Below are 20676 nucleotides of genomic sequence, written 5' to 3'. Positions count from 1 at the left end.
CTCGCACCCGCCCCCTCGGGGTGGCGCCACGCGCGGCAGACTGGGGTCATGCAGTCCGACCGGCCCGATCGTACCGACGAGACCGTCGCCCTCTCGGTCGCCAAGACGCGGTTGCGCCGCGAGGCCCTCGATCGCCGGGCCGCGGTGCCGGCGCCGGTGCGCGCCGAACGCGACCGGAGGATCCTCGGGCGCCTGGGGGGCGTCGTCACCGCCGGGATGGTGGTCTGCGCGTACGTCCCCGACGACGACGAGGCCGGCGGACGGGGTCTGGCCGAGGAACTCACCCGGTGCGGTGCGCGGGTGTTCCTGCCGGTTTCGCCGGTGGTCGGCCCGTTGCAGTGGGCGGCGTACGCGGGGCCGGCGGACCTGGTCCCGGGACGGTTCGGCATCCCCGTCCCGTCGGCCCCGCCCGCCGGGCCGGAGTTCATCTCGGGTGCCGATCTCGTCCTCGTCCCCGCCGTCGCCGTGGACCGGTCCGGGAACCGGCTCGGCCGGGGCGGTGGCTACTACGATCGGTCCCTCGCGTTGACCGGCCCGCGCACGAGGATGCTCGCGCTGCTGGACTCCGAGAACGTCGTCGACCACGTCCCCGCCGAGCCACACGACCGGCCGGTCGACGGCGTCATCACCCCGGAGGCGGTTCTCGACTTCGGAACTTGGCACTCGCCGGAGTAGAGTGCCAAGGCGTTATCCGATACTCCTCGGGAGGCCCGATGCCCACCTACTCCTACCGGTGCCGCGACTGCGACGTCGCCTTCGACATCCAGCAGTCCTTCGACGAGGACTCGCTGACGGTCTGCCCCCGGTGCGACGGCACGCTGCGCAAGCTCTTCAACACGGTCGGCGTCGTCTTCAAGGGCTCCGGCTTCTACCGCACCGACAGCCGGGCCTCCGGCGACAGCGGCTCGGCCGGCAAGGGATCGGCCGGCAAGGGATCGGGCGGCAGTTCGTCCGGCAGCGGTTCCTCGGGCTCCGGCTCGTCGGACAGTAGCTCCTCGACGTCCGGCTCCTCGGGATCCGGCTCGGGCTCCGGCTCCGGCGCATCCACCGGCTCGGGCTCCTCCTCGGGGTCGTCGACCTCGTCGTCGTAACCGGCACCGTCGTCACCGGCACCGCCGTCGTCACCGGCCGCGTCACCGCCGCCCACGGCCGGGGCACCGCCCGCCAGTTCTCCCCGCGCGGTTATCCACACCCCCGGCCGTCTCCACAGGCGTCGCACCTCCGCGCGCCCGGAGCGGCATGGCCGCCCCGCCGCGCCGCTACGGTCTGATCGAACGGCACCGGCCCGCCCGGCGCCCACCGACCCGGCGCTCGAGTCGAGCGCACCGACCGACGGGGGACCCCATGCGCCGCACCATCGCCTCGGTGACCACACCCGGGCGGTGGCGGCGGCGCCGCGCGGTTCGGATCGGGCTCGCGGCCGCGCTAGTGGTGGCCGCACCGTTCGTGGACCGATCCGGTGCCCCGGACCCGGCGGACCCCACCGCCCCGGCCGCCGCCGCGGGACCCGGCGACGATCCCGCTCGCGGGCCGGTCCGGGTGGTGCCCGTCCCGCTCGCCGACCCGACCGTGGCCGATCTGCTCCGGCCCGGCGACCTGGTCGATCTCGTCGGCACCACCGAACTCGCCCCGGGGCAACCGCCCGCGCTCGTCGCCCACGCCGCCCGGGTACGGGACGCCCCCGTGGGACGGTCGGGCGCGCGATCCCTCCTCGTCGAGGTCCCCGCGGCCGACGCCGCCCGCCTCGCCGCGACGGCCGCCGGGACCCCGCTGGCGGTCGTGGTCCACGGTTGAGATGCCCTGAAGCGGCACGGCCGGCTGGTATCGTCACCGGATCCGGTGAGAAGACCCGTCTGGGAAAGGGGCGCCACGAATGCTCAAGGGTTTCAAGGAATTCATCATGCAGGGCAACGTGATCGATCTGGCGGTCGCCGTCGTGATCGGCACCGCGTTCGCCTCCATCGTCGACGCGTTCACCAGCGCGATCATCAACCCGCTGATCGCGCTGCTCGGTGGGGACCGCGAGATCGGGTTCGCCGTCCAGCTCCTGGACGGCAATCCCGAGACGGTCATGGACTTCGGGATGCTCATCACCGCGATCATCAACTTCCTGCTGATCGCGGCCATCATCTACTTCGTCCTGGTCGGGCCGATGAACAAGATGAAGGAGGCCGCCGCCAAGCGCAAGGGCATCGAGGCCCCCGCATCGGACAACGACCTCCTCGTGGAGATCCGCGACCTGCTCGCCGGCCGCCCGCTCACGCACCCGTCCGAGCCGGACAGCCCGTCGAGCAACGCCTGATCGACTCCGGTCCGCGTTCCACGGTCTACGTCCCCCGCCCCGTCGGCGCCGTCATGGCCGGCGGGGCGTCGGCGTCTGCCGGAGGTGGCGCTGCGTCGCCGTGGAGTCAGCCGTGATGCGGCGGACGCTGATCGCGCCACCAGTCGTCGTCGATCCGACTGTCCGCGGTGCGCGCCTCGTCCGAGGTCGTCTCGGGCAGGATCTCCCCGAACACCTCGTCGAGTCGCGCCCGGTCCACCGGCCGCGGATCCGTCACAGTTCGTCGAAGGCGGACAACTGCGCCACCACGTACGAGACGAGCGGGCACAGGGTCGCCATCCCGTCGCGGATGGCCGCGCGGCTCGGCGCGAGGTTGGCGACCACCGTGCTTCCGGACACCCCCACGTAACCGCGCGAGACGATCGAGTCCACCGCGCCGGCCGTGAGACCCGACGACCGGATGGCCTCGGCGATGCCGGGCAGTCGCTGGTCGAGGATCTCCTCGGTGACCTCGGGCGTGATGTCCCGGGGACCGACCCCGGTGCCCCCCACCGTCACGACGAAGTCGAATCCACCGACCACCGCCGTCTCGAGGGCCTTGCGCACCTCCGCCTCGTCCGACGCCACGCCCACGACACCACCGACGAGGAACCCCTCCTCCTCGAGGAGCTCCGTGACCAGCGGACCGATGGAGTCCTCCCGCTCGTTGAGGCGGTCGGTCACCACCACGACCATGGCGCGTCCGGCGATCTGCGGCTCGACCGGCTCGACGGCCGCGGGGTCGAAGTCCATACCGGTGGGGAGCTTGCGGCCTCCGGGCAGAGCCCGCGGGTCAAATCTGGTGCTCATCTGGCCTCTCCCAGCATCACGTCTACGGTGTTCGGCGAATCGCCCTCACGAGAAGCATAGGTGACGGTCACGGTGTCCCCCGGCGCCTGGGACCGGATGGCCGCGACGAGCGCGTCGCCGCCCTCGATGAGCCGTTCCCCCACCCCGGTGATGACCGCGCCCTGCTCGATCCCCGCACGCTCGGCGGGTCCCCCCGGCTCGACGGCACGCACCAGCGCGCCGTCGCCCTCCGGCGAGTCGCTGACCGAGACCCCGAGCACCGCGCGGGTCGCGTACTGCTGCTTGATCAGCTGGTCGGCGATCCGCCTGGCCTGGTCCACCGGGATGGCGAAGCCCAGGCCGATCGATCCCGAATTGCCCGATCCCAGCGACGCGATGGCCGAGTTGATCCCGACCAGTTCGCCGTTCATGTTGACCAGCGCACCGCCCGAGTTGCCCGGGTTCACGGCGGCGTCGGTCTGGATGGCGTCGATCACCGTGCTCTGGTCCGACTGGGCGCCGCCGGCCCGCACCGGGCGGTTCAGCGCGGAGACGATGCCGGTCGTGACGGTACCCGACAACCCCAGTGGCGACCCCACCGCGGCCACGGCCTGTCCCTCGGTCAACGTCGCCGAGGTGCCCAGGGCGATGGGGGTGAGCGGGCGGGAGGTCTCCGCCTTGATGACCGCGATGTCGGTGGCCGGGTCCGTGCCGACGACGCTCGCGGGAGCCTTGGAGCCGTCGTCGAAACGCACCTGGATCTGGCCCCCGGCGAGAGCTGCGCCGATGACGTGGCTGTTGGTGATGATGAGGCCGTCGGCGGTCAGCACCACCCCGGACCCCTCGCCGCGGCCCGTCTGGGAACGCACGTCGATCGACACGACGCTCGGCAGCACCTTGTCCGCCACCGCCTCGACGGTGCCGTCGGGCGCCGTCCCCTCGGGCTGGGTCGCGCTGATGGGCGAGGACAACCCCGCCGCGGACCCACCGGCGACCGTCGCACCGATCCACCCACCGAGCCCACCGGAGACGAGCATGGCGGCCACGATGCCGGCCGCGAGCAGGCCCCGGCCCGACTTCCGTTGGCCCTGCGGCGTCCCGGGCTCCACACCCGGCCCGGCCCCGGGGTGGGGCGACGGGCCCGAGGGGGGCATGGCGTCCGCGGGTCGCCACGGTCCGGCCTGCCCCTGCCCCTGCCCCTGTGCGGGGTGCTGCCCCTGCCCCTGCGCCTGTGCGGGGTGCTGTGCGGGGTGCTGTGCGGGGAAGGCCGTGGTGGGCCGATCGGTTCCACCCCACCCCTGGGCCATGCCGTAGGGATTCTCGGCGGCGTAGGGGTTCTGGCCGGAGGGTCCGTGTGCGGGTCCTTCGAGACCGGCACCCGATCTGCCGGCCCACTCGTCCGGGGACCCGGGTTCGCCCCTGCCCCGGCCGTTCTCGTTCTCGTTCTCCATGAGTCCCATGGTTCCCGATGGCGCTGTGTGCCCGCTGAGACGGTGCGCGCCACCCCGGGACTCACCCGGGCGGCTGCTCGCTTCCGGGGATGGTCACCCGCACCAGTGCGCCGCCGCCCTCGGCGTCGCTGATCTCGACGGTTCCGCCGTGTCGGGTCGTGACCTGTCGGACGATGGCCAGCCCCAGACCCGACCCCGGCATCGCGCGCGCCTCGTGCGAGCGATGGAAGCGTTCGAAGACCAGCTCGCGGTCCTGTTCGGGGATGCCGGGCCCCTGGTCGGCGACCGTCAGTTCCATGACCGCGTCGGAGACGGGCCGCATCCGCACCGTCACCGTCCCGCCGGTGGGACTCCACTTGGCCGCGTTGTCGCACACGTTCAGCACCGCACGCTCGATCCCGGCCGAGTCGCCGAAGGAGTACCAGGGCATCAACTCGACGTCGAAGTCCACGTCGTGCCGGCGACGCCGGACCCGCTCGAGGGCCCGTTCGACCGCGTCGGAGACGGCCACCGGCTCCAGCTCGACCTCCCCGGAGTCCTCCCGGGCGAGCTCGACCAGATCCCCGACGAGCTGACTGAGTTCCGAGATCTGCCCCACGACGTCTGCCTCGAGTTCGTTCCGGTCGGCGTCGGGGATCGTCCGCGCGCCGGGGCGACTGGCCGCGATGAGCAACTCGACGTTCGTCCGCAGACTCGTCAGTGGCGTCTTGAGTTCGTGCCCGGCGTCCGCGACGAGCCGCGCCTGTCTCTCCCGGCTCTCCCCCAGCGCGACGAGCATCTGGTTGAAACTGCTCGTCAGGCGGGCGATCTCGTCGTCACCGGCCACGGGGATCGGCCGCAGATCATCGGTGCGGGCGATGCGTTCCACGGCCCTGGTCAGCCGGGCCACCGGCGCCAACCCGGTGCGGCCGACGGCCGTCCCGGCCACCGCGGCCAGGGCGATGCCCGCTGCCCCGACGAGCGTGAGCACGATCGCCAGACGGTTCAACGCAGCACGGGTGGGGCTAAGGTCCTGGGCCAGGATGAGGGTCGAGCCGTCTCGGACCCCGACCGCGTAGATCTGCTTGCCCCCGGAGGTACGCAGGCTCGACTCGGCCTCGCCGCGCACGACCGCGATCTCCGGGCCACCGATCTGGAAGGGCTCCCCGGTCGCGGTGCGCACCCCGGAGGGAGCGACGATCTGCGCGTCCAGGTTCGGGTTGAACGCCCGCAGTGCGATCAGCGTGCTGCGCGACTGCAGGGCGAACTCGGAGGCGAGTTGGCTGTTGACCAGCTGGTCGGCCTGCTGCTGCAGGCGGTTGTTGACATCGCTGTACATCGACCCCGACACGACGAAGTACGCCGCGACGGCCATGAGGGCCACCGCGACACCCACCGAGCTCGCCGCCAGCAGCGTCACCCGCTGGTGCAGGGAGATCGGTGCGGACCCCGTCCGCATCGTGCGGGCGGGCACTACGGCGTCTCGCGCAGCACGTAACCCACACCGCGCACGGTGTGGATCAACCGGCTCTCACCCTCCCCTTCCGTCTTACGCCGTAGGTAGCCGATGTAGACCTCGAGAGCGTTACCCGAGGTCGGGAAGTCGTAGCCCCACACATCCTCGAGGATGTGGCTCCGGGTGAGGACCCGGCGTGGGTGGTGCATGAGGAGCTCGAGCAGGGAGAACTCGGTGCGGGTCAGCTGGATCCGGCGCTCGCCGCGGGTGACCTCGCGGGTCGCGATATCCATCCGCAGGTCCTCGAACTCCAGCACCTCGTCGACCTCCTCGGCGTCCGTGCCGCGACGACGCAGCAGAGCCCGCAGGCGGGCGAGGAGTTCCTCCAACGCGAAGGGTTTGGGCAGGTAGTCGTCGGCCCCCGCGTCCAGACCCGCGACCCGCTCGGAGACGGCGTCCCTCGCGGTGAGCATGAGCACCGGCAGGTCGTCCCCCCTGCTGCGCAGGATCCGGCACACCTCGAGCCCGTCCCGACGGGGCATCATCACGTCGAGGATGACCGCGTCGGGCCGGTTGGTGCCGACCCTCTCGATCGCCTCGATGCCATCGCCGGCGAGCTCCACGTCGTAGCCGTTGAAAGTCAGGGAGCGCCGGAGCGATTCGCGCACGGCCTGGTCGTCGTCGACAACGAGAATCTTCATGACGGGATTCTCGCCCACCCGACTGAAGCGCGGCTGAGGATCCGCCCCGGAGGGCCGCCGCCACGCGCGCCACAGACGCCGACGAGCCCGACGGGTCCGTGTGGACCCGCCGGGCTCGTGACCGGGCGTGTGCGTGCGGCGCCCGCGGCGCCGCCGTGCTCAGCTGCGCCCCGGGGGCGGCAGCCGACGCGGCTCAGCGGTCGAGGTTGACCAGGCCGAGCTGAGCGGCCTTGACCAGACGACGCGGCAGCGCCACCGGGCGGCCGTCGATCTTGGTCTCCTGGAGGGCGACGTTGTCGGCCTTCCACTGGGACCGGCGGGAGTGGGTGTTGGCACGCGAGAGGCGGCGCTTCGGAACTGCCATGATTATCGTCCTCGGGGTCTAGGAGGGTGGTCGGGGCGCGGACGCCCCGCTGCTCACTTGCGGCGGGTGCGGTTGCCGTAGCGACGCTGGAACTTCTCGACGCGGCCGGCGGTGTCCATGACGCGCTGCGCGCCGGTCCAGAACGGGTGCGACTCGCTGGTCACGTCCACGACGATGAGCGGGTACGTCTGACCGTCCTCCCACTCGACCGTGCGGCTGCTGGTCGCGGTGGAACGGGTGAGGAACTTGGTGCCCGTGCCCGAGTCCTGGAAGACCACCGGGTGGTAGTCGGGGTGAATGTCGTTCTTCATACTGGATCCCTCTAGCTCGGTAGAAGTCTGTGGGTCTGGCGCTCGCTCCTGCAAGAGCGCGCAATTGCCAGTGGCCGAACCGGGGATCCCGGTGTCAGCACACGCATCGGTAGATCGTACCCGTAGGATGGCCGGGCACCCAATTCGTGCGGCGCGGACATCCGGCCGCCGGAGCCGGTCCGGCCGCCTTTATGCCCACTGACGTGCCGATTACCGTTTCACGCGGTCGGGCCGTAAACTAGACCATCGCTGTTGTCTGCACGTTTGCTATCGCCTCTCACGGTGCTCGCGACGTGGCGGTAAGCCCCCCGTACGGCCCAGGCCGACCGAGGGCGCCCCCTCCGCCGCGCGCCACCGCAGGACGGGGCGGAAGGAGAACCACGCCATGTCGGCGCATTGCCAGGTAACGGGACGGAAGCCGGGTTTCGGCAAGTCCGTCTCGCACTCACACCGCAGGACCAACCGTCGCTGGAACCCGAACATCCAGCGCCGTAGCTACTTCGTGCCCTCCGAGGGTCGTCGCGTCACGCTGACGGTCTCGACCAAGGGCATCAAGACCATCGACCGCGATGGCATCGAGGCCGTCGTGGCCCGCATCCGCGCCCGTGGGGAGAAGATCTGAGATGGCCCGTAACGACATCCGCCCCATCATCAAGCTGAAGTCCACGGCCGGTACCGGGTTCACGTACGTGACCCGCAAGAACCGTCGCAACAATCCGGACCGCATCGTCCTCAAGAAGTTCGACCCGGTCGTCCGTAAGCACGTCGAATTCCGAGAGGAGCGCTGACTCGTGGCCAAGAAGTCCAAGATCGCGCGCAACGAGCAGCGCAAAGCCAAGGTCGCCCGGTTCGCCGAGCGTCGCGCCGAGCTCAAGGCAATCATCAAGAACCCCGAGAGCACGGACGAGGCACGTATGGATGCCCAGACCGCTCTCAACAAGATGCCGCGTGACGCCTCGCCCGTGCGGGTGCGTAACCGCGACGTCGCCGACGGTCGCCCCCGCGGCTACCTCCGCAAGTTCGGCCTCTCCCGCGTCCGCATGCGCGAGATGGCCCACCGTGGCGAGCTGCCCGGTGTCACGAAGTCGAGTTGGTGAGTAGGTAACCATGGCTAAAGCACGTAGCACCCCGTCCAAGAAGATCCGCGCCCAGGAGGGCCGTCGACCCAAGAAGAACCCGTTGAAGGTGGCGGGTATCGAGACGGTCGACTACAAGGACGTCAACACCCTCCGTACGTTCATCTCCGATCGCGGCAAGATCCGTTCGCGTCGGGTCACCGGCCTCACGCCGCAGCAGCAGCGTCAGGTCGCCGTCGCGGTCAAGAACGCCCGCGAGATGGCCCTGCTGCCGTTCACCAGCCGCTGAGTCACCACTCGGCGCGGGTGAACCGGACCGCCCGTCCCGCCTGCGGCCTCTAGCCGCCGACTCAGGCAACAGCAACCCGATCGGGGTCGTGCCTCCTCACGCAGGAGTGCGCGACCCCGATCGGCGTTACCGCGTCTACCTCTCCCCCTCCCCTCCCCGACACCAGGAGTCCACCCGTGGCCGGCGTCCTCAACGGCTTCGCCGTCATCGTCGCGCTGGTCGCGCTGGGCTGGATACTCGCCCGCACCCTGGTCCTCGGCACGGACGCGCACCTGGTGCTCAACCGGCTCGTCTTCTACGTCGCCACCCCGGCACTGCTGTTCGACTCCCTCGCCCGCACCACCCTCGACCAGGTCTTCACCGGCGTGTTCGTGGTGTCCGCGGTGTCGGCGATCATCGTCGCGGTCCTGTACGTGGCGATCGCCCGGCTGTGGCTCAAGCGCCCGGCGGCGGACCTCGTGGTGGGTGCCCTGTCCGCCGGCTACGTCAACTCCGCCAACCTCGGCATCCCCATCGCGCTGTACGTCCTCGGGGACCTCGGGTTCGTCATGCCGCTGCTGCTCTTCCAGGTGGTGGTCCTCCAACCGGTCGCAATCGCCGTGCTGGAGCGGGCCGCGCGGGCCGAGGGGTCGGACGGCGGCGGGGACGGGGGCGCGCTCGGTGCGCAACTGCAGTCGGTCCGCACCCCGATCGTCCTCGCTGCGCTCGCGGGCGTCGTCGTCGCCGCCCTGCCCTGGACGCCGCCCGAGACTCTCCTGGAGCCCGTGCACCTGGTCGGCCAGATCTCCGTCCCCGGCGCCCTGCTGGTGTTCGGCATGTCGCTCTACGGAGTCAAGGTGCTCGAGGCCGGCGCCTCGCCCCGCCGGGAGATCTTCCTCGCGAGCGCACTCAAGCTCGTCGCCCACCCCGTGCTCGCGTACGCCATCGGCGCCGGGCTGATGGGCATGCAGGGTCACGAGCTTCTCACGGTGGTGGTCGCCGCCGCGTTGCCCACCGCGCAGAACGTCCTCGTGGTCGCGACCCGGTACGGACACGGGACACTGCTGGCCCGGGACTCCGCCGTCCTCACGACCCTCGGCGCGCTGCCGGTCCTCTTGCTGGTCTCGGCGCTACTGGCCTGACCCGGCGGCGATCACGCCGGTGAACACGATCGCGTTGTTGACGCCGTGGAGCACGATGCCGGGCACGATCGACCGGTACCACTCGGCCATCGCGCACAGTGAGATCCCCACCACCAGCAAGTACGGCAACGCCGGGGGCAGCAGGTGCACGGCGGCGAACACCGCTCCCGCGAGCGTGATCCCCGCGACGGCCCGCAGCCGCGCCCGCAGGGCCGGCAGCACGATGCCGCGGAACACGACCTCCTCCGCCACCGGGATGAGCACGGCGACGGTCAGCAGCCCGAGGGCGGCGAACACCGGCCCGCCGGCCGCCAGGTCCGCGATCGCCGCATCGGCCTCATCCCCCGTCGACTCGGCGCCCGCCCCCAGGGGGATGAGCACGATCATCGAGGCGGTGACGCCGGCCGCCATCACCGCGGGGATCTGCCACGCCAGGTGCCAGGGTGAGCGGTCCGGTGGCCGGAGGCCGACGTCCGCCCACCCGAGACCGCGCCGGCGCAGGAGGTGGATCCGCACCGCGAGCAGCGCGGCCACGGCGGTGCCGGCGAGGACGACCAGGGCGAGGAGCGCGGTGTCGGGGCGGCCGGGCCCGAGGGTCCGTGCCGTGACCAGGCCGAGGAGGACGACGACGACGAGGGAGGCCCCGTACGCGAGGACCCACGCCAACGCCGACAGCGCCGCCCGGCCCCGGACCGGTGTGGTCCAAAGGCCGGGCGGCGCCGGCGGCGGGGTCACCTGAGGTGCTCGGCCACCCGGAACGGCGCGTCGGTGGCCGCCTCGATCTGCTCGAGGGTCACCCCGTCGACGATCTCGATGAGGGTCAGCCCGTCGGCGTCCCGGTCGAACACGCCCAGCTCGGTGATGATCCGGTCGACGCAGCCCAGGCCGGTCAGCGGCAGGGAGATCTCGGAGACGATCTTGGAGGAACCGTCCTTGGCGACCTGGTCCATGACCACGACGATCCGGCGGGCGCCCACCACGAGGTCCATGGCCCCGCCCATGCCCTTGACCATCGCTCCCGGCACCATCCAGTTGGCGATGTCGCCCGCGGGGTTGACCTCCATGGCGCCCAGAATGGCCACGTCGATCTTGCCCGAGCGGATCATGCCGAAGCTCATCGCCGAGTCGAAGATCGCCGACCCCGGGAGGGTCGTGACGGTCTCCTTGCCGGCGTTGATCAGGTCCGGGTCGACGTCGTCGGGGTGCGGGTACGGGCCGATTCCCAGCAGCCCGTTCTCGGACTGCAGGGTGACGTTGACGCCCTCGGGGACGTAGTTGGGGACCAGGGTCGGCAGGCCGATCCCGAGGTTGACGTACTGGCCGTCCTCCAGCTCCAGGGCCGCGCGGGCGGCCATGGCCTTGCGGTCGCGTCCGATCCTGCTCATCAGCGCTGTCCTTCCGAGGGCGGGTTGGTGGTGGTCTTCTCGATCCACTTGGTCTGGGCGACCTGCTCCGGGGTCAGTTCCACCAGGCGGTGGACGAAGATGCCCGGGAGGTGGATGTCGTCGGGGGCGAGCTCTCCGACCTCGACGATCTTCTCGGCCTCGACGATGCACACCCGGCCGGCCATCGCCGCGAGCGGCGAGAAGTTGCGGGCCGTGAGGTTGAAGCGGAGATTGCCGTTGCGGTCGGCCACGGCGGCGCGTACCAGCGAGTAGTCGGCCTCGATGGCCTGCTCCAGCACGTAGGTCTCGCCGCGGATCTCGCGGGTCTCCTTGGGCGGGGAGGCCACCGCGATCCCGCCGGCCGAGTCGTACTTCCACGGCATGCCGCCGTCGGCGACGAACGTGCCGACGCCAGTGCGGGTGAAGAACGCCCCGATCCCCGAGCCGCCGGCACGCATCCGCTCGGCGAGGGTGCCCTGCGGGGTGAGCTCCACCTCGAGCTCACCGGACAGGTACTGGCGGGCGAACTCCTTGTTCTCCCCGACGTAGGAGGAGACGATGCGCCGGAGTTTGCCGCTCTCCAGCAGGATGCCGAGGCCCTTGCCGTCGACGCCGGCGTTGTTGGAGAACACCTCGAAGTCCCCGACGTCGCGGGCGGCGAGGGCCTCGATGACGATCTGCGGGATCCCGCTCAGGCCGAATCCGCCGGCGGCGATGGACGCCCCGTCGGGGATGTCCGCGACGGCCTCGGCCGCGGTCATGATCTTGCTGGACATACACGCACTCCTTGGGTGTGGGGGCGGTCAGGCGATGCCGAGGATCTCGATCGCGCGCTTGCGCATGTCGACCTTGCGGACCTTGCCGGTGACGGTCATGGGGAACTCGTCGACCACGTGGACGTACTTCGGGATCTTGTGGCGGGCGAGCTTGCCGGTGGCGAACTCGCGGACCTCCTCGGCCGTGAGATCGTCGCGTCCCGGCTTGAGCCGGACCCAGGCCATGAGCTCCTCGCCGTACTTGGGGTCGGGCACGCCGATCACCTGGGCGTCGAGGATGTCCGGGTGGGTGTAGAGGAACTCCTCGACCTCCCGCGGGTAGATGTTCTCGCCACCGCGGATGACCATGTCCTTGATGCGGCCGGTGATGCGGACGTAACCGGCGTCGTCCATCTCCCCGATGTCGCCGGTGTGCATCCAGCCCTCGGGGTCGATCGCCTCGGCGGTCTTGTCCGGCTGGTCCCAGTAGCCCAGCATGACGCTGTAGCCCTTCGTGCAGAACTCGCCGGCCTCGCCGCGCGGCAGGGTGGCACCGGTCGACGGGTCGACGATCTTGATCTCGAGGTGCGGCCCGACCCGGCCGACCGTGGACACGCGCCGGTCCAGCGAATCGTCCCGACGGGTCTGGGTGGACACCGGCGAGGTCTCCGTCATGCCGTAGCAGATGGAGACCTCCTCCATGTTCATCCTGTCGATCACCTGACGCATGGTGGATTCGGGGCACGGCGAGCCGGCCATGATCCCGGTGCGCAGCGTGGACAGGTCGTAGGAGTCGAAATCCTCCAGCGCGAGCTCGGCGATGAACATCGTGGGCACGCCGTAGAGACTCGTGCACTTCTCCTGCTCCACCGCGCGCAGCGAGGCCGCGGGGTCAAACGCGGGCGCGGGGATGACCATGGCCGATCCGTGGCTGGTGCACGCGAGGTTGCCCATCACCATGCCGAAGCAGTGGTAGAAGGGCACCGGGATGCACACCCGGTCGACCTCCGTGTAGTTGACGAGCTCGCCGACGAAGTACCCGTTGTTGAGGATGTTCGAGTGCGAGAGCGTGGCGCCCTTGGGGAAGCCCGTGGTGCCGGAGGTGTACTGGATGTTGATCGGGTCGCCCGGCTGCAGTGCGGCGCGGATCGACGCCAGTTCCTCGGCGTGGGTGGGGCCCGAGACCAGCGACTCCCACTCCTCGTCGCCGAAGAGCACGACCAGTTCGAGGTCGGGGCAGTTCGGCTGGACCTGCGCGAGCATCCCGGTGTAGTCGGAATCCTTGAACTGGGGGGCGGCGACGACGGCCTTGATCCCCGCCTGCTTGAGCACGTACTCCAGCTCGTGGACCCGGTAGGACGGGTTGATGTTGACCAGTACGGCGCCGATCTCGGCGGTGGCGTACTGGACCATCACCCACTCCCACCGGTTGGGCGACCAGATGCCCACCCGGTCGCCCGCACGGATGCCGAGGCGGTGCAGTCCGGAGGCGAGGCGGCGGACGTCGGCGAGGAACTCGGCGTAGGTCCACCGCCGGTCGGCCTGCACGTCGACGAGCGCGTCGCGGTCGCCGAACCTCTCGACGGTCGCCGCGAGGTTCTCGGGGATCGTCTGGGTGAGCAGGGGGACGTCGGTCTCCCCGCGCGTGTGGGACCCGGCGGGGTCGAGGGGTGTGGAATCGAGATCGGTGGTGGTCATCTCGGTACTCCTTGGGGGTGGGGCCGGACGGCCCGCGACAGGGGGGCGCGACACGGGGATTGCGGTATCAGGTGGCGGCGGCCGCGGCGCGACGCATCGTCGCCTCGGCCTGACGGAAGACGGGACCGTCGACCATGCGACCGTCCAGCCGGAACACGCCCTGGTTGTGTTCCGCGGCGGCGAGGACCTTCCGGGCCCAGGCCACCTCGTCGTCATCGGGGGCGTAGGCCTCGCGGACCACCGCCACCTGGGACGGGTGGATACACGCGGTGGCCACGAACCCCAGCGCGACGGCGTCGAGCGCCTCGGCGCGCTGACCGGAGGAGTCGGCGATGTCCAGGTGCACGGAGTCGACCGCCCACCGACCGAACGCGGCCGCGGCGAGCGCGACCCGCGCCCGGGCGTGACGGGGCACGTCGCGGTACTCCCCCGCCTCGCGGGGGCCACCGGCCTCGGCGGAGGAGAACCGGCTGGTCGATCCGCCCATCGCGGCCAGGAGGTCCTCGGCGCCCCACATCATCCCGGCGCACCCGGGCGCGGCGGCGATCTCCTCCGCGCGGACGACCCCGAGCGGGGTCTCGACCAACGCCAGCACAGCGGCGCCGGTCGTCGAGTGCAGATCCGTGACCTGCGCGGCGGACTCGGTCTTGGCCAGCATCACGCAGCGGTAGTCCGTGTCGGCCAGGGCCTCGAGGTCGGCCACGTGGTCGTCGGTGCCGGTCGGGTTGACCCGCACGATCGTCCGGTCCGGATCGAGTGTCGAGGCCCGCAGCGCCTCACGGGCCGCGGGGCGGTCCGCCGGTGCGACGGCGTCCTCGAGGTCGACGATCACGACGTCCGCGCGGTCCGCCGCCTTGCCGTAGCGCTCCGGCCGGTCGGCCGGGCAGAACAACAGTGCCGGGCCGGGCGGGATCCAGGCGGGTGCGGGGGTCATGCCGTGGCCTCCCCGCCCGGGCCCGACTCCGTCGGCCGCTTGCGGACCAGCGTCTTGCGGACCGCCCTGGCCACGATGTCGCCGTGCTGGTTGCGGCCGATGTGCTCGAGGGTCACGATGCCCTCGCCCGGACGCGACTTCGACTCGCGCTTGTCGGTGCACACGGTCTCCGCGTACAGCGTGTCACCGTGCAGGACCGGCTTGGGGAAGCTGACCTCGGAGAAGCCGAGGTTCGCCACGATCGTGCCCTGGGTGAGCTGGGCGACCGACAGTCCCACGAGCGTCGAGAGCGTGTGCATCGAGTTCATGAGTCGCTCGCCGCCGAAGCCCGGCTGCTCGGCCGACCACGCCGCGTCCAGGTGCAGGGCCTGCGTGTTCATCGTCAGCGTGGTGAACAGGACGTTGTCCGTCTCGGTCATCGTGCGCCCGGGGCGGTGGAGGTAGGCGGTCCCCACCTCGTACTCCTCGAACCACAGGCCACGCTGGACGACCTCTCTGCGCTGCTCGGACATCGTTACAGCCTGATCACTCATAATCCGAGACCACGTGCGATGAGCATGAGCTGCACCTCGGTGGTGCCCTCGCCGATCTCGAGGATCTTGGAGTCGCGGTAGTGCCGCGCCACCGGGTACTCGTTCATGAAGCCGTAGCCACCGTGGATCTGGGTGGCGTCGCGGGCGTTGTCCATGGCCGCCTCGGAGGCGATCATCTTGGCGATGGCGGCCTCCTTCTTGAACTCCTTGCCGGCCAGCATGAGGCGCGCGGCCTCGTAGTAGGCGCAACGCGCCGTATGGGCACGGGCCTCCATGCGGGCGATCTTGAACGCGATGGCCTGGAACTCGCCGATCTTGCGGCCCATGGACTCGCGCTCACGGGCGTACTTCACGGACTCGTCGACGCACCCCTGCGCGGCACCGGTGGCTACGGCGGCGATCGCGATGCGTCCCTCGTCGAGGATCGACAGGAAGTTCGCGTACCCGCGCCCCTCCTCGCCGAGGAGGTTCTCCGCCGGCACCCGGGCGTCGGCGAAGGTCAGCGGGTGCGTGTCGGAGGAGTTCCACCCGACCTTGTCGTACGCGGGCTCCGCGGTGAATCCGGGGGTGTCGGCCGGGACAATGATCGTCGAGATGGCCTTCTTCACAGAACCGTCCGCGGCCCGCCGCTCTCCCGTCACCGCGGTCACGGTGACCAGCGAGGTGATGTCGGTGCCGGAGTTGGTGATGAACTGCTTGTTGCCGTTGACCACCCACTCGTCGCCGTCACGCTTCGCGGTGGTCTTGGTGGCGCCGGCGTCCGAGCCCGCACCGGGCTCGGTCAGGCCGAAGCCGGCGAGCGTGCGGCCGGCGGCCAGGTCCGGGAGCCACGTGGCGCGCTGCTCGTCGTTGCCGAAGTGGTAGATGGGCATGGCGCCCAGGCCCACGCCGGCCTCGAGGGTCATGGCGGTCGACTGGTCGACGCGGCCGAGCTCCTCCAGGGCGAGCGACAGCGCGAAGTAGTCGCCGCCCATCCCGCCGAACTCCTCGGGGAACGGCAGACCGAACAGGCCCATGTCGCCCATCTGGGCGACGACCTCGTAGGGGAAGGTGTGGTTGCGATCGTGCTCGGCCGAGGCCGGGGCGACCACCTTGTCGGCGAAGTCCGCGACCGTCGACTTGAGGTCGGCGTAGTGCTCTTCCAACTCAGGCATTGCCTTCTCCTTCGGATTCCTCGGTGGAGGGGTGGGGCTCGACGGTCGCGAGCAGGTGGTCGGCGGGCACCTGCTCGCCGGTGGTGACGTGCACGCGGACCACACCGTCGATCGGCGCGGGCAGTGCGTGTTCCATCTTCATGGCCTCGACGGCCAGGATGTTCTGTCCGGCGGTGACCTCGTCGCCGTCGGCGACGAAGCACGCGATCACCGAACCGGGCATGGGGCTGACGATCTGGCCGTCCGACATCCCGGCGTCGTGGATCCGGGAGTCGATGAGCGGGAGCATCCGCAGGTCCCAGGTCCCGCCGTCGCCGGCCACCCAGAAGGTGTCGGCGGCCTTGGGGTCCGCCGAGCGCACGACGGTCCAGCGCTGCTGGGTGCCGTCGACGGTCAGCCGGAGGGAGGCGCCGTCCCGGGCGACCCGCGCACGATGCCGGGAGGAGACCTCGGGCGCCTCGGTGGATCCGATCGTGGCGTCGGTGATGGTCACCTCGGCGTCGTCGGGGGTCCCCCGCAGTCCCACGGTGACCGCGTCGGACCCGGCGCCGGCGTCCAGGCGGGTCCACACCTCGGCGCGCCCGCCGATCCGCCACCCGTTGGGAACGTCCCACGGGCCGCGGCGTTGCGCGGGCACCCGGGCCCAGCGCTCCTCGGTGCGGTGCATGGCCACGGCGATCAGTCCGCCCTCGGGGGCGGGCGTCGCGGTGTAGTCGTCGACGGACCGGTCGAGCAGGCCCGTGTCCAGCTCGCCGGAGACGACCTCCGGCCGCGAGAGCAGGAACCGGCAGAAGTCGACGTTCGTGCGCAGACCCAGCACGTGGGTGCCGGCGAGCGCGGCGTCGAGCCGGGCCAGTGCCTCGGCGCGGTCGGCGCCGTGCGCGATGACCTTGCCGAGCATCGGGTCGTAGTCGCTGCCGACGACCGTGCCCACACGGAGGCCGGAGTCCACGCGGATGCCGTCGCCGGAGGGCTCCTCGAGCCCGACCACGGTGCCGCCGGTGGGCAGGAAGCCCTTGGCCGGGTCCTCGGCATAGACGCGGGCCTCGATCGCGTGGCCGGTGAGGGTGATGTCCTCCTGGCGCAGGGTGAGCTCCTGGCCCGCGGCGATGCGGACCTGCCAGTCGACCAGGTCGACACCGGTGACCATCTCGGTGACCGGGTGCTCGACCTGCAGGCGGGTGTTCATCTCCATGAAGAAGAACTCGTCCGGGGCGTGCGCGGAGACGATGAACTCCACCGTGCCCGCGCCCACGTACCCCACCGACCGGGCGGCGTCGCACGCCGCCTGACCGATGCGCTGACGGGTGACCTCGTCGAGCAGTGCGCTGGGCGCCTCCTCGATGACCTTCTGATGGCGGCGCTGCAGTGAGCACTCCCGCTCACCCAGGTGGATGACGTTGCCGTGGGTGTCGGCCAGGACCTGCACCTCGATGTGGCGCGGGGTGTCGACGAACCGCTCGAGGAACAGGGTGTCGTCGCCGAAGGCGCCTGCCGACTCCCGTCGCGAGGACTCCAGTGCCGCCGGCAGATCGGCGGGATCGGTGACGCGGCGCATCCCCTTGCCGCCACCACCGGCCGAGGGCTTGACGAGGACCGGGTAGCCGACCTCGGCGGCACCGGCGATCAGTTCGTCGTCGGTCAGTCCCGGACGCGAGATCCCGGGCACGGTGGGGACGTCACGTGCGGACACCGCCGCCTTGGCGGTGATCTTGTCGCCCATGGTCTCGATCGCCGAGGCCGGCGGTCCGACGAAGATCAGGCCGGCCTCGTCGAGTGCCCGCGCGAACCGCGAGTTCTCGGACAGGAAACCGTAACCCGGGTGCACGGCCTGCGCCCCGGTCTGGCGGCACGCGTCGATCACCTTGTCGATGTCGAGGTACGACTGCGAGGCCTGGGCCGGGCCGAGACGGACGGCGGCGTCGGCCACGCGCACGTGCAGCGCGTCGGCGTCCGCGTCGGAGTAGACGGCGACCGAGCGGATACCCGCTGCCCGCAGCGAGCGGATCACGCGGCACGCGATCTCCCCGCGGTTGGCCACCAGGACGGTGTGGAGTTTCTGTGACAGTTGTTCTGACATGGAGCTGCTCACATCCTGAAGACGCCGTTGTTGACCGGCTCGAGGGGGGCGTTGGCCGCGGCCGCCAGGGCCAGACCGAGGACAGTGCGGGTGTCTGCGGGGTCGATGATCCCGTCGTCCCACAGGCGGGCAGTGGAGTAGTACGCGGTGGACTGCTCCTCGAACTGCTCACGGATCGGCGCGGTGAACTCGGACTGCTGCTCGTCGGTCCACTCCCCGCCCGACTTGGTGACCTGGGCGGCACGGACCGACGCGAGGGTGTCGGCTGCCTGGGGCCCGCCCATCACGGCGATCTTGGCATTGGGCCACATCCAGAGGAACCGCGGCGAATAGGCACGGCCGCACATGGAGTAGTTGCCGGCACCGAAGGACCCGCCCACGACGATGGTGAACTTGGGGACCCGGGCGCACGCCACGGCGGTGACCATCTTGGCGCCGTTCTTGGCGATGCCGCCCGCCTCGTACTGCCGGCCCACCATGAAGCCGGTGATGTTCTGCAGGAAGACCAGCGGGATCTTGCGGCGGTCACACAGCTCGATGAAGTGGGCGCCCTTAAGCGCGGACTCGGAGAAGATGACGCCGTTGTTGCCGATGATGCCCACCGGGTGCCCGTGGATGTGGGCGAACGCGGTCACCATGGAGGTGCCGTAGTTCTCCTTGAACTCGGTGTACTCGCCGCCGTCGACGATCGTGCCGATGATGTCGCGCACGTCGTAGGGCTGGCGCGAGTCGACCGGGACGAGGTCGTACAGGTCGGACTGCGCGCGGACGGGCTCGCGGGGCTCGAGCACCTCCCAGTCCGGCGCGGGCGCCGGCGGGCAGGTCGCCACGATCCGGCGGACCTTCATCAGCGCGTCATAGTCGTCGTCGGCAAGGTGGTCCACCACACCGGAGGTCTTGGCGTGCAGGTCGCCGCCACCGAGTTCCTCGGCCGTGACCTCCTCGCCCGTCGCGGCCTTCACCAGCGGCGGGCCGGCGAGGAAGATCGTGCCCTGGTTCCGGACGATCACGGCCTCGTCGCTCATCGCGGGGACGTACGCGCCACCGGCGGTGCACGAGCCCATGACCGCGGCGATCTGCGGGATGCCCTTGGCGGACATGTTCGCCTGGTTGTAGAAGATCCGGCCGAAGTGGTCGCGGTCGGGGAAGACCTCGTCCTGCTGCAGCAGCATCGCGCCGCCGGAGTCCACGAGGTAGATGCACGGCAGGTGGTTGGCCAGCGCCACCTCCTGACCGCGCAGGTGCTTCTTCACCGTCATCGGGTAGTAGGTGCCGCCGGAGACGGTCGCGTCGTTGGCGATGATCAGGCACTCGCGGCCCGACACCCGGCCGATCCCGGCGACGACGCCGGCGGCGGGGGCCTTGCCCCCGTACATCTCCTCCGCGGCGAGCGGCGAGAGCTCGAGGAACGGGCTGCCCGGGTCGAGCAGCACGTCCACGCGCTGGCGGGCGAGCAGCTTGCCGCGCTCGAGGTGGCGCGCACGGGCCTTCTCGCCGCCGCCCAGCGCGGCCCGCTCAAGGCGCTCGCGGAGGTCGGCGAGAAGTTCCTCGTGGGCCTGGCGATTGGTGGTCGCGGAAGTCATCGGTGCCGCTCCCTTTCAGTTAAGTCGGATTAACTGAAATCGACGATAGTGCTGCGCCTCACAAATGTCCAGACTGGATTCGGGATCACCCACCGGGACCCGGACCCGCGCTCCTCCACTCCGCGGACCCGACGACGCGCACGGCCGGCGACCCGACGGGGGACTACAACTCCCGGTCGTCGCGCAGCCGATCCGGCCGAGAACCCCGCGGGGGACGCCGACATTCCCGCCATCCGCGCAGGTAGACAGCCTAGGCTGGCCTGATTTAGCACAGCCTCAACTTGCTTGCAAGCCGGGGGGATCCGGTGTTGACCCTGGGGCACACCACGCCACCGTCATACGAGGAGCGATCATCATGGCCACACTCACCGGAATCAGCGCCTGCACCGTCACGGCGTGCTCGTTCAACAGCGAGCAGAGCTGCAACGCGGGCGCCATCACCGTCGCCGGAACCCCGGATCACGCCGAGTGCGGCACCTTCATCTCGCTGGACGTCCGCGGCGGCCTGCCCACCGCCAGCGCACACGTGGGCGCCTGCCAACGGGTGGAGTGCACCCACAACAAGGACCTGCTCTGCTCGGCGGATTCCGTCGAGATCGGTTCCGGCGCCGATACCGCCGACTGCCTCACCTACAGCCCGGCCTGATCGGCCCGGTCCGCGCTACCGCGGGAGGCTAGTGGGCATCTCCGTTAGTTC

26 protein-coding genes are annotated in these 20676 nt (G+C 70.7%); 10 read left to right on the top strand and 16 right to left on the bottom strand.

Features of this window, described 5'->3' with window-relative positions; all coding sequences use genetic code 11:
• Positions 1-48 precede the first annotated feature (48 nt).
• From AYO52_RS03480 to mscL, 4 genes are all read left to right on the top strand, one after another.
• Complete coding sequence (locus AYO52_RS03480; protein WP_067713276.1) at positions 49-675, top strand: 5-formyltetrahydrofolate cyclo-ligase; 627 nt, start codon at positions 49-51, stop codon at positions 673-675.
• Between the two features lie 38 nt (positions 676-713).
• Positions 714-1091 (top strand): FmdB family zinc ribbon protein, encoded by a 378-nt coding sequence (locus AYO52_RS17565; protein WP_082923739.1) that lies wholly within the window; start codon positions 714-716, stop codon positions 1089-1091.
• A gap of 253 nt (positions 1092-1344) precedes the next feature.
• The gene (locus AYO52_RS03470; protein WP_067713272.1) at positions 1345-1794 is read left to right on the top strand and encodes a hypothetical protein; all 450 of its coding nucleotides are present in this window, start codon (positions 1345-1347) and stop codon (positions 1792-1794) included.
• Between the two features lie 79 nt (positions 1795-1873).
• A complete protein-coding gene (mscL, locus tag AYO52_RS03465) occupies positions 1874-2302 on the top strand; it encodes a large conductance mechanosensitive channel protein MscL (RefSeq protein ID WP_067713269.1) in 429 nt (142 codons plus the stop codon).
• A 106-nt stretch (positions 2303-2408) separates the two neighbouring features.
• Here mscL and AYO52_RS18510 read toward each other — a convergent pair whose 3' ends face one another.
• The 7 genes from AYO52_RS18510 to AYO52_RS03435 form a co-directional block, all read right to left on the bottom strand.
• A complete protein-coding gene (locus AYO52_RS18510; protein WP_172812104.1) occupies positions 2409-2558 on the bottom strand; it encodes a hypothetical protein in 150 nt (49 codons plus the stop codon).
• Positions 2555-3073 (bottom strand): molybdenum cofactor biosynthesis protein B, encoded by a 519-nt coding sequence (locus tag AYO52_RS03460; RefSeq protein ID WP_200841576.1) that lies wholly within the window; start codon positions 3071-3073, stop codon positions 2555-2557. Before AYO52_RS03460 ends, AYO52_RS18510 begins: the two co-directional genes overlap by 4 nt.
• Positions 3074-3126: 53 nt before the next feature.
• Complete coding sequence (locus AYO52_RS03455; protein ID WP_216635307.1) at positions 3127-4560, bottom strand: S1C family serine protease; 1434 nt, start codon at positions 4558-4560, stop codon at positions 3127-3129.
• A 61-nt stretch (positions 4561-4621) separates the two neighbouring features.
• On the bottom strand, positions 4622-6013 hold the full coding sequence (locus AYO52_RS03450) for a HAMP domain-containing sensor histidine kinase (protein WP_067713252.1): 1392 nt from the start codon (positions 6011-6013) through the stop codon (positions 4622-4624).
• On the bottom strand, positions 6013-6696 hold the full coding sequence (locus AYO52_RS03445) for a response regulator transcription factor (RefSeq protein ID WP_067713428.1): 684 nt from the start codon (positions 6694-6696) through the stop codon (positions 6013-6015). Before AYO52_RS03445 ends, AYO52_RS03450 begins: the two co-directional genes overlap by 1 nt.
• 193 nt (positions 6697-6889) lie before the next feature.
• On the bottom strand, positions 6890-7060 hold the full coding sequence (gene rpmF, locus AYO52_RS03440; RefSeq protein ID WP_067713249.1) for a 50S ribosomal protein L32: 171 nt from the start codon (positions 7058-7060) through the stop codon (positions 6890-6892).
• 53 nt (positions 7061-7113) lie between these two features.
• Positions 7114-7371: a type B 50S ribosomal protein L31 gene (locus AYO52_RS03435; protein WP_067713246.1), complete on the bottom strand. Its 258-nt coding sequence runs from the start codon at positions 7369-7371 to the stop codon at positions 7114-7116.
• Positions 7372-7756: 385 nt separating this feature from the next.
• Between AYO52_RS03435 and rpmB the strand changes: the two genes are divergently transcribed.
• The 5 genes from rpmB to AYO52_RS03410 all read left to right on the top strand — a co-directional run bounded on the left by rpmB (position 7757) and on the right by AYO52_RS03410 (position 9857).
• On the top strand, positions 7757-7993 hold the full coding sequence (rpmB, locus tag AYO52_RS03430) for a 50S ribosomal protein L28 (RefSeq protein WP_010542299.1): 237 nt from the start codon (positions 7757-7759) through the stop codon (positions 7991-7993).
• 1 nt (position 7994) lies between these two features.
• Positions 7995-8159: a 50S ribosomal protein L33 gene (rpmG, locus tag AYO52_RS03425; RefSeq protein ID WP_010542298.1), complete on the top strand. Its 165-nt coding sequence runs from the start codon at positions 7995-7997 to the stop codon at positions 8157-8159.
• Between the two features lie 3 nt (positions 8160-8162).
• Entirely contained in the window at positions 8163-8468 is a 306-nt protein-coding gene (gene rpsN, locus AYO52_RS03420) for a 30S ribosomal protein S14 (protein ID WP_017836289.1), read from the top strand.
• Between the two features lie 10 nt (positions 8469-8478).
• A complete protein-coding gene (gene rpsR, locus AYO52_RS03415; protein WP_007632792.1) occupies positions 8479-8736 on the top strand; it encodes a 30S ribosomal protein S18 in 258 nt (85 codons plus the stop codon).
• A 176-nt stretch (positions 8737-8912) separates the two neighbouring features.
• Positions 8913-9857, top strand: coding sequence for an AEC family transporter (locus AYO52_RS03410; RefSeq protein ID WP_067713243.1), 945 nt, complete (start codon positions 8913-8915; stop codon positions 9855-9857).
• Here the strand turns inward: AYO52_RS03410 and AYO52_RS03405 are convergent.
• From AYO52_RS03405 to AYO52_RS03365, 9 genes are all read right to left on the bottom strand, one after another.
• Complete coding sequence (locus AYO52_RS03405; protein WP_067713240.1) at positions 9846-10592, bottom strand: CPBP family intramembrane glutamic endopeptidase; 747 nt, start codon at positions 10590-10592, stop codon at positions 9846-9848. The two genes, AYO52_RS03410 and AYO52_RS03405, sit on opposite strands and share 12 nt — an antisense overlap.
• On the bottom strand, positions 10589-11242 hold the full coding sequence (locus AYO52_RS03400) for a 3-oxoacid CoA-transferase subunit B (RefSeq protein ID WP_067713237.1): 654 nt from the start codon (positions 11240-11242) through the stop codon (positions 10589-10591). The genes AYO52_RS03405 and AYO52_RS03400 overlap by 4 nt, the downstream gene beginning before the upstream one ends.
• Positions 11242-12018, bottom strand: coding sequence for a CoA transferase subunit A (locus tag AYO52_RS03395; RefSeq protein WP_067713235.1), 777 nt, complete (start codon positions 12016-12018; stop codon positions 11242-11244). Before AYO52_RS03395 ends, AYO52_RS03400 begins: the two co-directional genes overlap by 1 nt.
• Positions 12019-12045: 27 nt before the next feature.
• The gene (locus AYO52_RS03390) at positions 12046-13695 is read right to left on the bottom strand and encodes an AMP-binding protein (protein WP_067713232.1); all 1650 of its coding nucleotides are present in this window, start codon (positions 13693-13695) and stop codon (positions 12046-12048) included.
• Positions 13696-13762: 67 nt separating this feature from the next.
• Positions 13763-14629, bottom strand: a complete 867-nt coding sequence (locus AYO52_RS03385) for a CoA ester lyase (RefSeq protein ID WP_067713230.1) — start codon at positions 14627-14629, stop codon at positions 13763-13765.
• Complete coding sequence (locus tag AYO52_RS03380; protein ID WP_067713227.1) at positions 14626-15141, bottom strand: MaoC family dehydratase; 516 nt, start codon at positions 15139-15141, stop codon at positions 14626-14628. Before AYO52_RS03380 ends, AYO52_RS03385 begins: the two co-directional genes overlap by 4 nt.
• Before the next feature lie 17 nt (positions 15142-15158).
• On the bottom strand, positions 15159-16316 hold the full coding sequence (locus AYO52_RS03375) for an acyl-CoA dehydrogenase family protein (RefSeq protein ID WP_067713224.1): 1158 nt from the start codon (positions 16314-16316) through the stop codon (positions 15159-15161).
• Positions 16309-18396, bottom strand: coding sequence for a biotin carboxylase N-terminal domain-containing protein (locus tag AYO52_RS03370; protein ID WP_067713222.1), 2088 nt, complete (start codon positions 18394-18396; stop codon positions 16309-16311). The genes AYO52_RS03375 and AYO52_RS03370 overlap by 8 nt, the downstream gene beginning before the upstream one ends.
• 8 nt (positions 18397-18404) lie before the next feature.
• On the bottom strand, positions 18405-19979 hold the full coding sequence (locus tag AYO52_RS03365) for a carboxyl transferase domain-containing protein (RefSeq protein WP_067713219.1): 1575 nt from the start codon (positions 19977-19979) through the stop codon (positions 18405-18407).
• A gap of 355 nt (positions 19980-20334) precedes the next feature.
• Between AYO52_RS03365 and AYO52_RS03360 the strand changes: the two genes are divergently transcribed.
• Entirely contained in the window at positions 20335-20625 is a 291-nt protein-coding gene (locus tag AYO52_RS03360; RefSeq protein ID WP_067713210.1) for a DUF1540 domain-containing protein, read from the top strand.
• Positions 20626-20676 lie beyond the last annotated feature (51 nt).

Source organism: Dietzia sp. 111N12-1, from assembly GCF_001658045.1.
Classification (GTDB): Bacteria; Actinomycetota; Actinomycetes; order Mycobacteriales; family Mycobacteriaceae; genus Dietzia; species Dietzia kunjamensis.
Note: the sequence above shows the minus strand (reverse complement) of the source record. Positions and strands in the feature narration are given on the sequence as shown.

What these genes read in the sequence shown, in the direction of transcription:
- AYO52_RS03480 (WP_067713276.1), top strand. Translation starts at nt 49, where the DNA reads ATGCAGTCCGACCGGCCCGATCGTACCGACGAGACCGTCGCCCTCTCG.
- AYO52_RS17565 (WP_082923739.1), top strand. Translation starts at nt 714, where the DNA reads ATGCCCACCTACTCCTACCGGTGCCGCGACTGCGACGTCGCCTTCGAC.
- AYO52_RS03470 (WP_067713272.1), top strand. Translation starts at nt 1,345, where the DNA reads ATGCGCCGCACCATCGCCTCGGTGACCACACCCGGGCGGTGGCGGCGG.
- mscL (WP_067713269.1), top strand. Translation starts at nt 1,874, where the DNA reads ATGCTCAAGGGTTTCAAGGAATTCATCATGCAGGGCAACGTGATCGAT.
- AYO52_RS03460 (WP_200841576.1), bottom strand. Translation starts at nt 3,073, where the DNA reads ATGGACTTCGACCCCGCGGCCGTCGAGCCGGTCGAGCCGCAGATCGCC.
- AYO52_RS03455 (WP_216635307.1), bottom strand. Translation starts at nt 4,560, where the DNA reads ATGGAGAACGAGAACGAGAACGGCCGGGGCAGGGGCGAACCCGGGTCC.
- AYO52_RS03445 (WP_067713428.1), bottom strand. Translation starts at nt 6,696, where the DNA reads ATGAAGATTCTCGTTGTCGACGACGACCAGGCCGTGCGCGAATCGCTC.
- rpmF (WP_067713249.1), bottom strand. Translation starts at nt 7,060, where the DNA reads ATGGCAGTTCCGAAGCGCCGCCTCTCGCGTGCCAACACCCACTCCCGC.
- AYO52_RS03435 (WP_067713246.1), bottom strand. Translation starts at nt 7,371, where the DNA reads ATGAAGAACGACATTCACCCCGACTACCACCCGGTGGTCTTCCAGGAC.
- rpmB (WP_010542299.1), top strand. Translation starts at nt 7,757, where the DNA reads ATGTCGGCGCATTGCCAGGTAACGGGACGGAAGCCGGGTTTCGGCAAG.
- rpmG (WP_010542298.1), top strand. Translation starts at nt 7,995, where the DNA reads ATGGCCCGTAACGACATCCGCCCCATCATCAAGCTGAAGTCCACGGCC.
- rpsR (WP_007632792.1), top strand. Translation starts at nt 8,479, where the DNA reads ATGGCTAAAGCACGTAGCACCCCGTCCAAGAAGATCCGCGCCCAGGAG.
- AYO52_RS03400 (WP_067713237.1), bottom strand. Translation starts at nt 11,242, where the DNA reads ATGAGCAGGATCGGACGCGACCGCAAGGCCATGGCCGCCCGCGCGGCC.
- AYO52_RS03395 (WP_067713235.1), bottom strand. Translation starts at nt 12,018, where the DNA reads ATGTCCAGCAAGATCATGACCGCGGCCGAGGCCGTCGCGGACATCCCC.
- AYO52_RS03390 (WP_067713232.1), bottom strand. Translation starts at nt 13,695, where the DNA reads ATGACCACCACCGATCTCGATTCCACACCCCTCGACCCCGCCGGGTCC.
- AYO52_RS03385 (WP_067713230.1), bottom strand. Translation starts at nt 14,629, where the DNA reads ATGACCCCCGCACCCGCCTGGATCCCGCCCGGCCCGGCACTGTTGTTC.
- AYO52_RS03380 (WP_067713227.1), bottom strand. Translation starts at nt 15,141, where the DNA reads ATGTCCGAGCAGCGCAGAGAGGTCGTCCAGCGTGGCCTGTGGTTCGAG.
- AYO52_RS03375 (WP_067713224.1), bottom strand. Translation starts at nt 16,316, where the DNA reads ATGCCTGAGTTGGAAGAGCACTACGCCGACCTCAAGTCGACGGTCGCG.
- AYO52_RS03370 (WP_067713222.1), bottom strand. Translation starts at nt 18,396, where the DNA reads ATGTCAGAACAACTGTCACAGAAACTCCACACCGTCCTGGTGGCCAAC.
- AYO52_RS03365 (WP_067713219.1), bottom strand. Translation starts at nt 19,979, where the DNA reads ATGACTTCCGCGACCACCAATCGCCAGGCCCACGAGGAACTTCTCGCC.
- AYO52_RS03360 (WP_067713210.1), top strand. Translation starts at nt 20,335, where the DNA reads ATGGCCACACTCACCGGAATCAGCGCCTGCACCGTCACGGCGTGCTCG.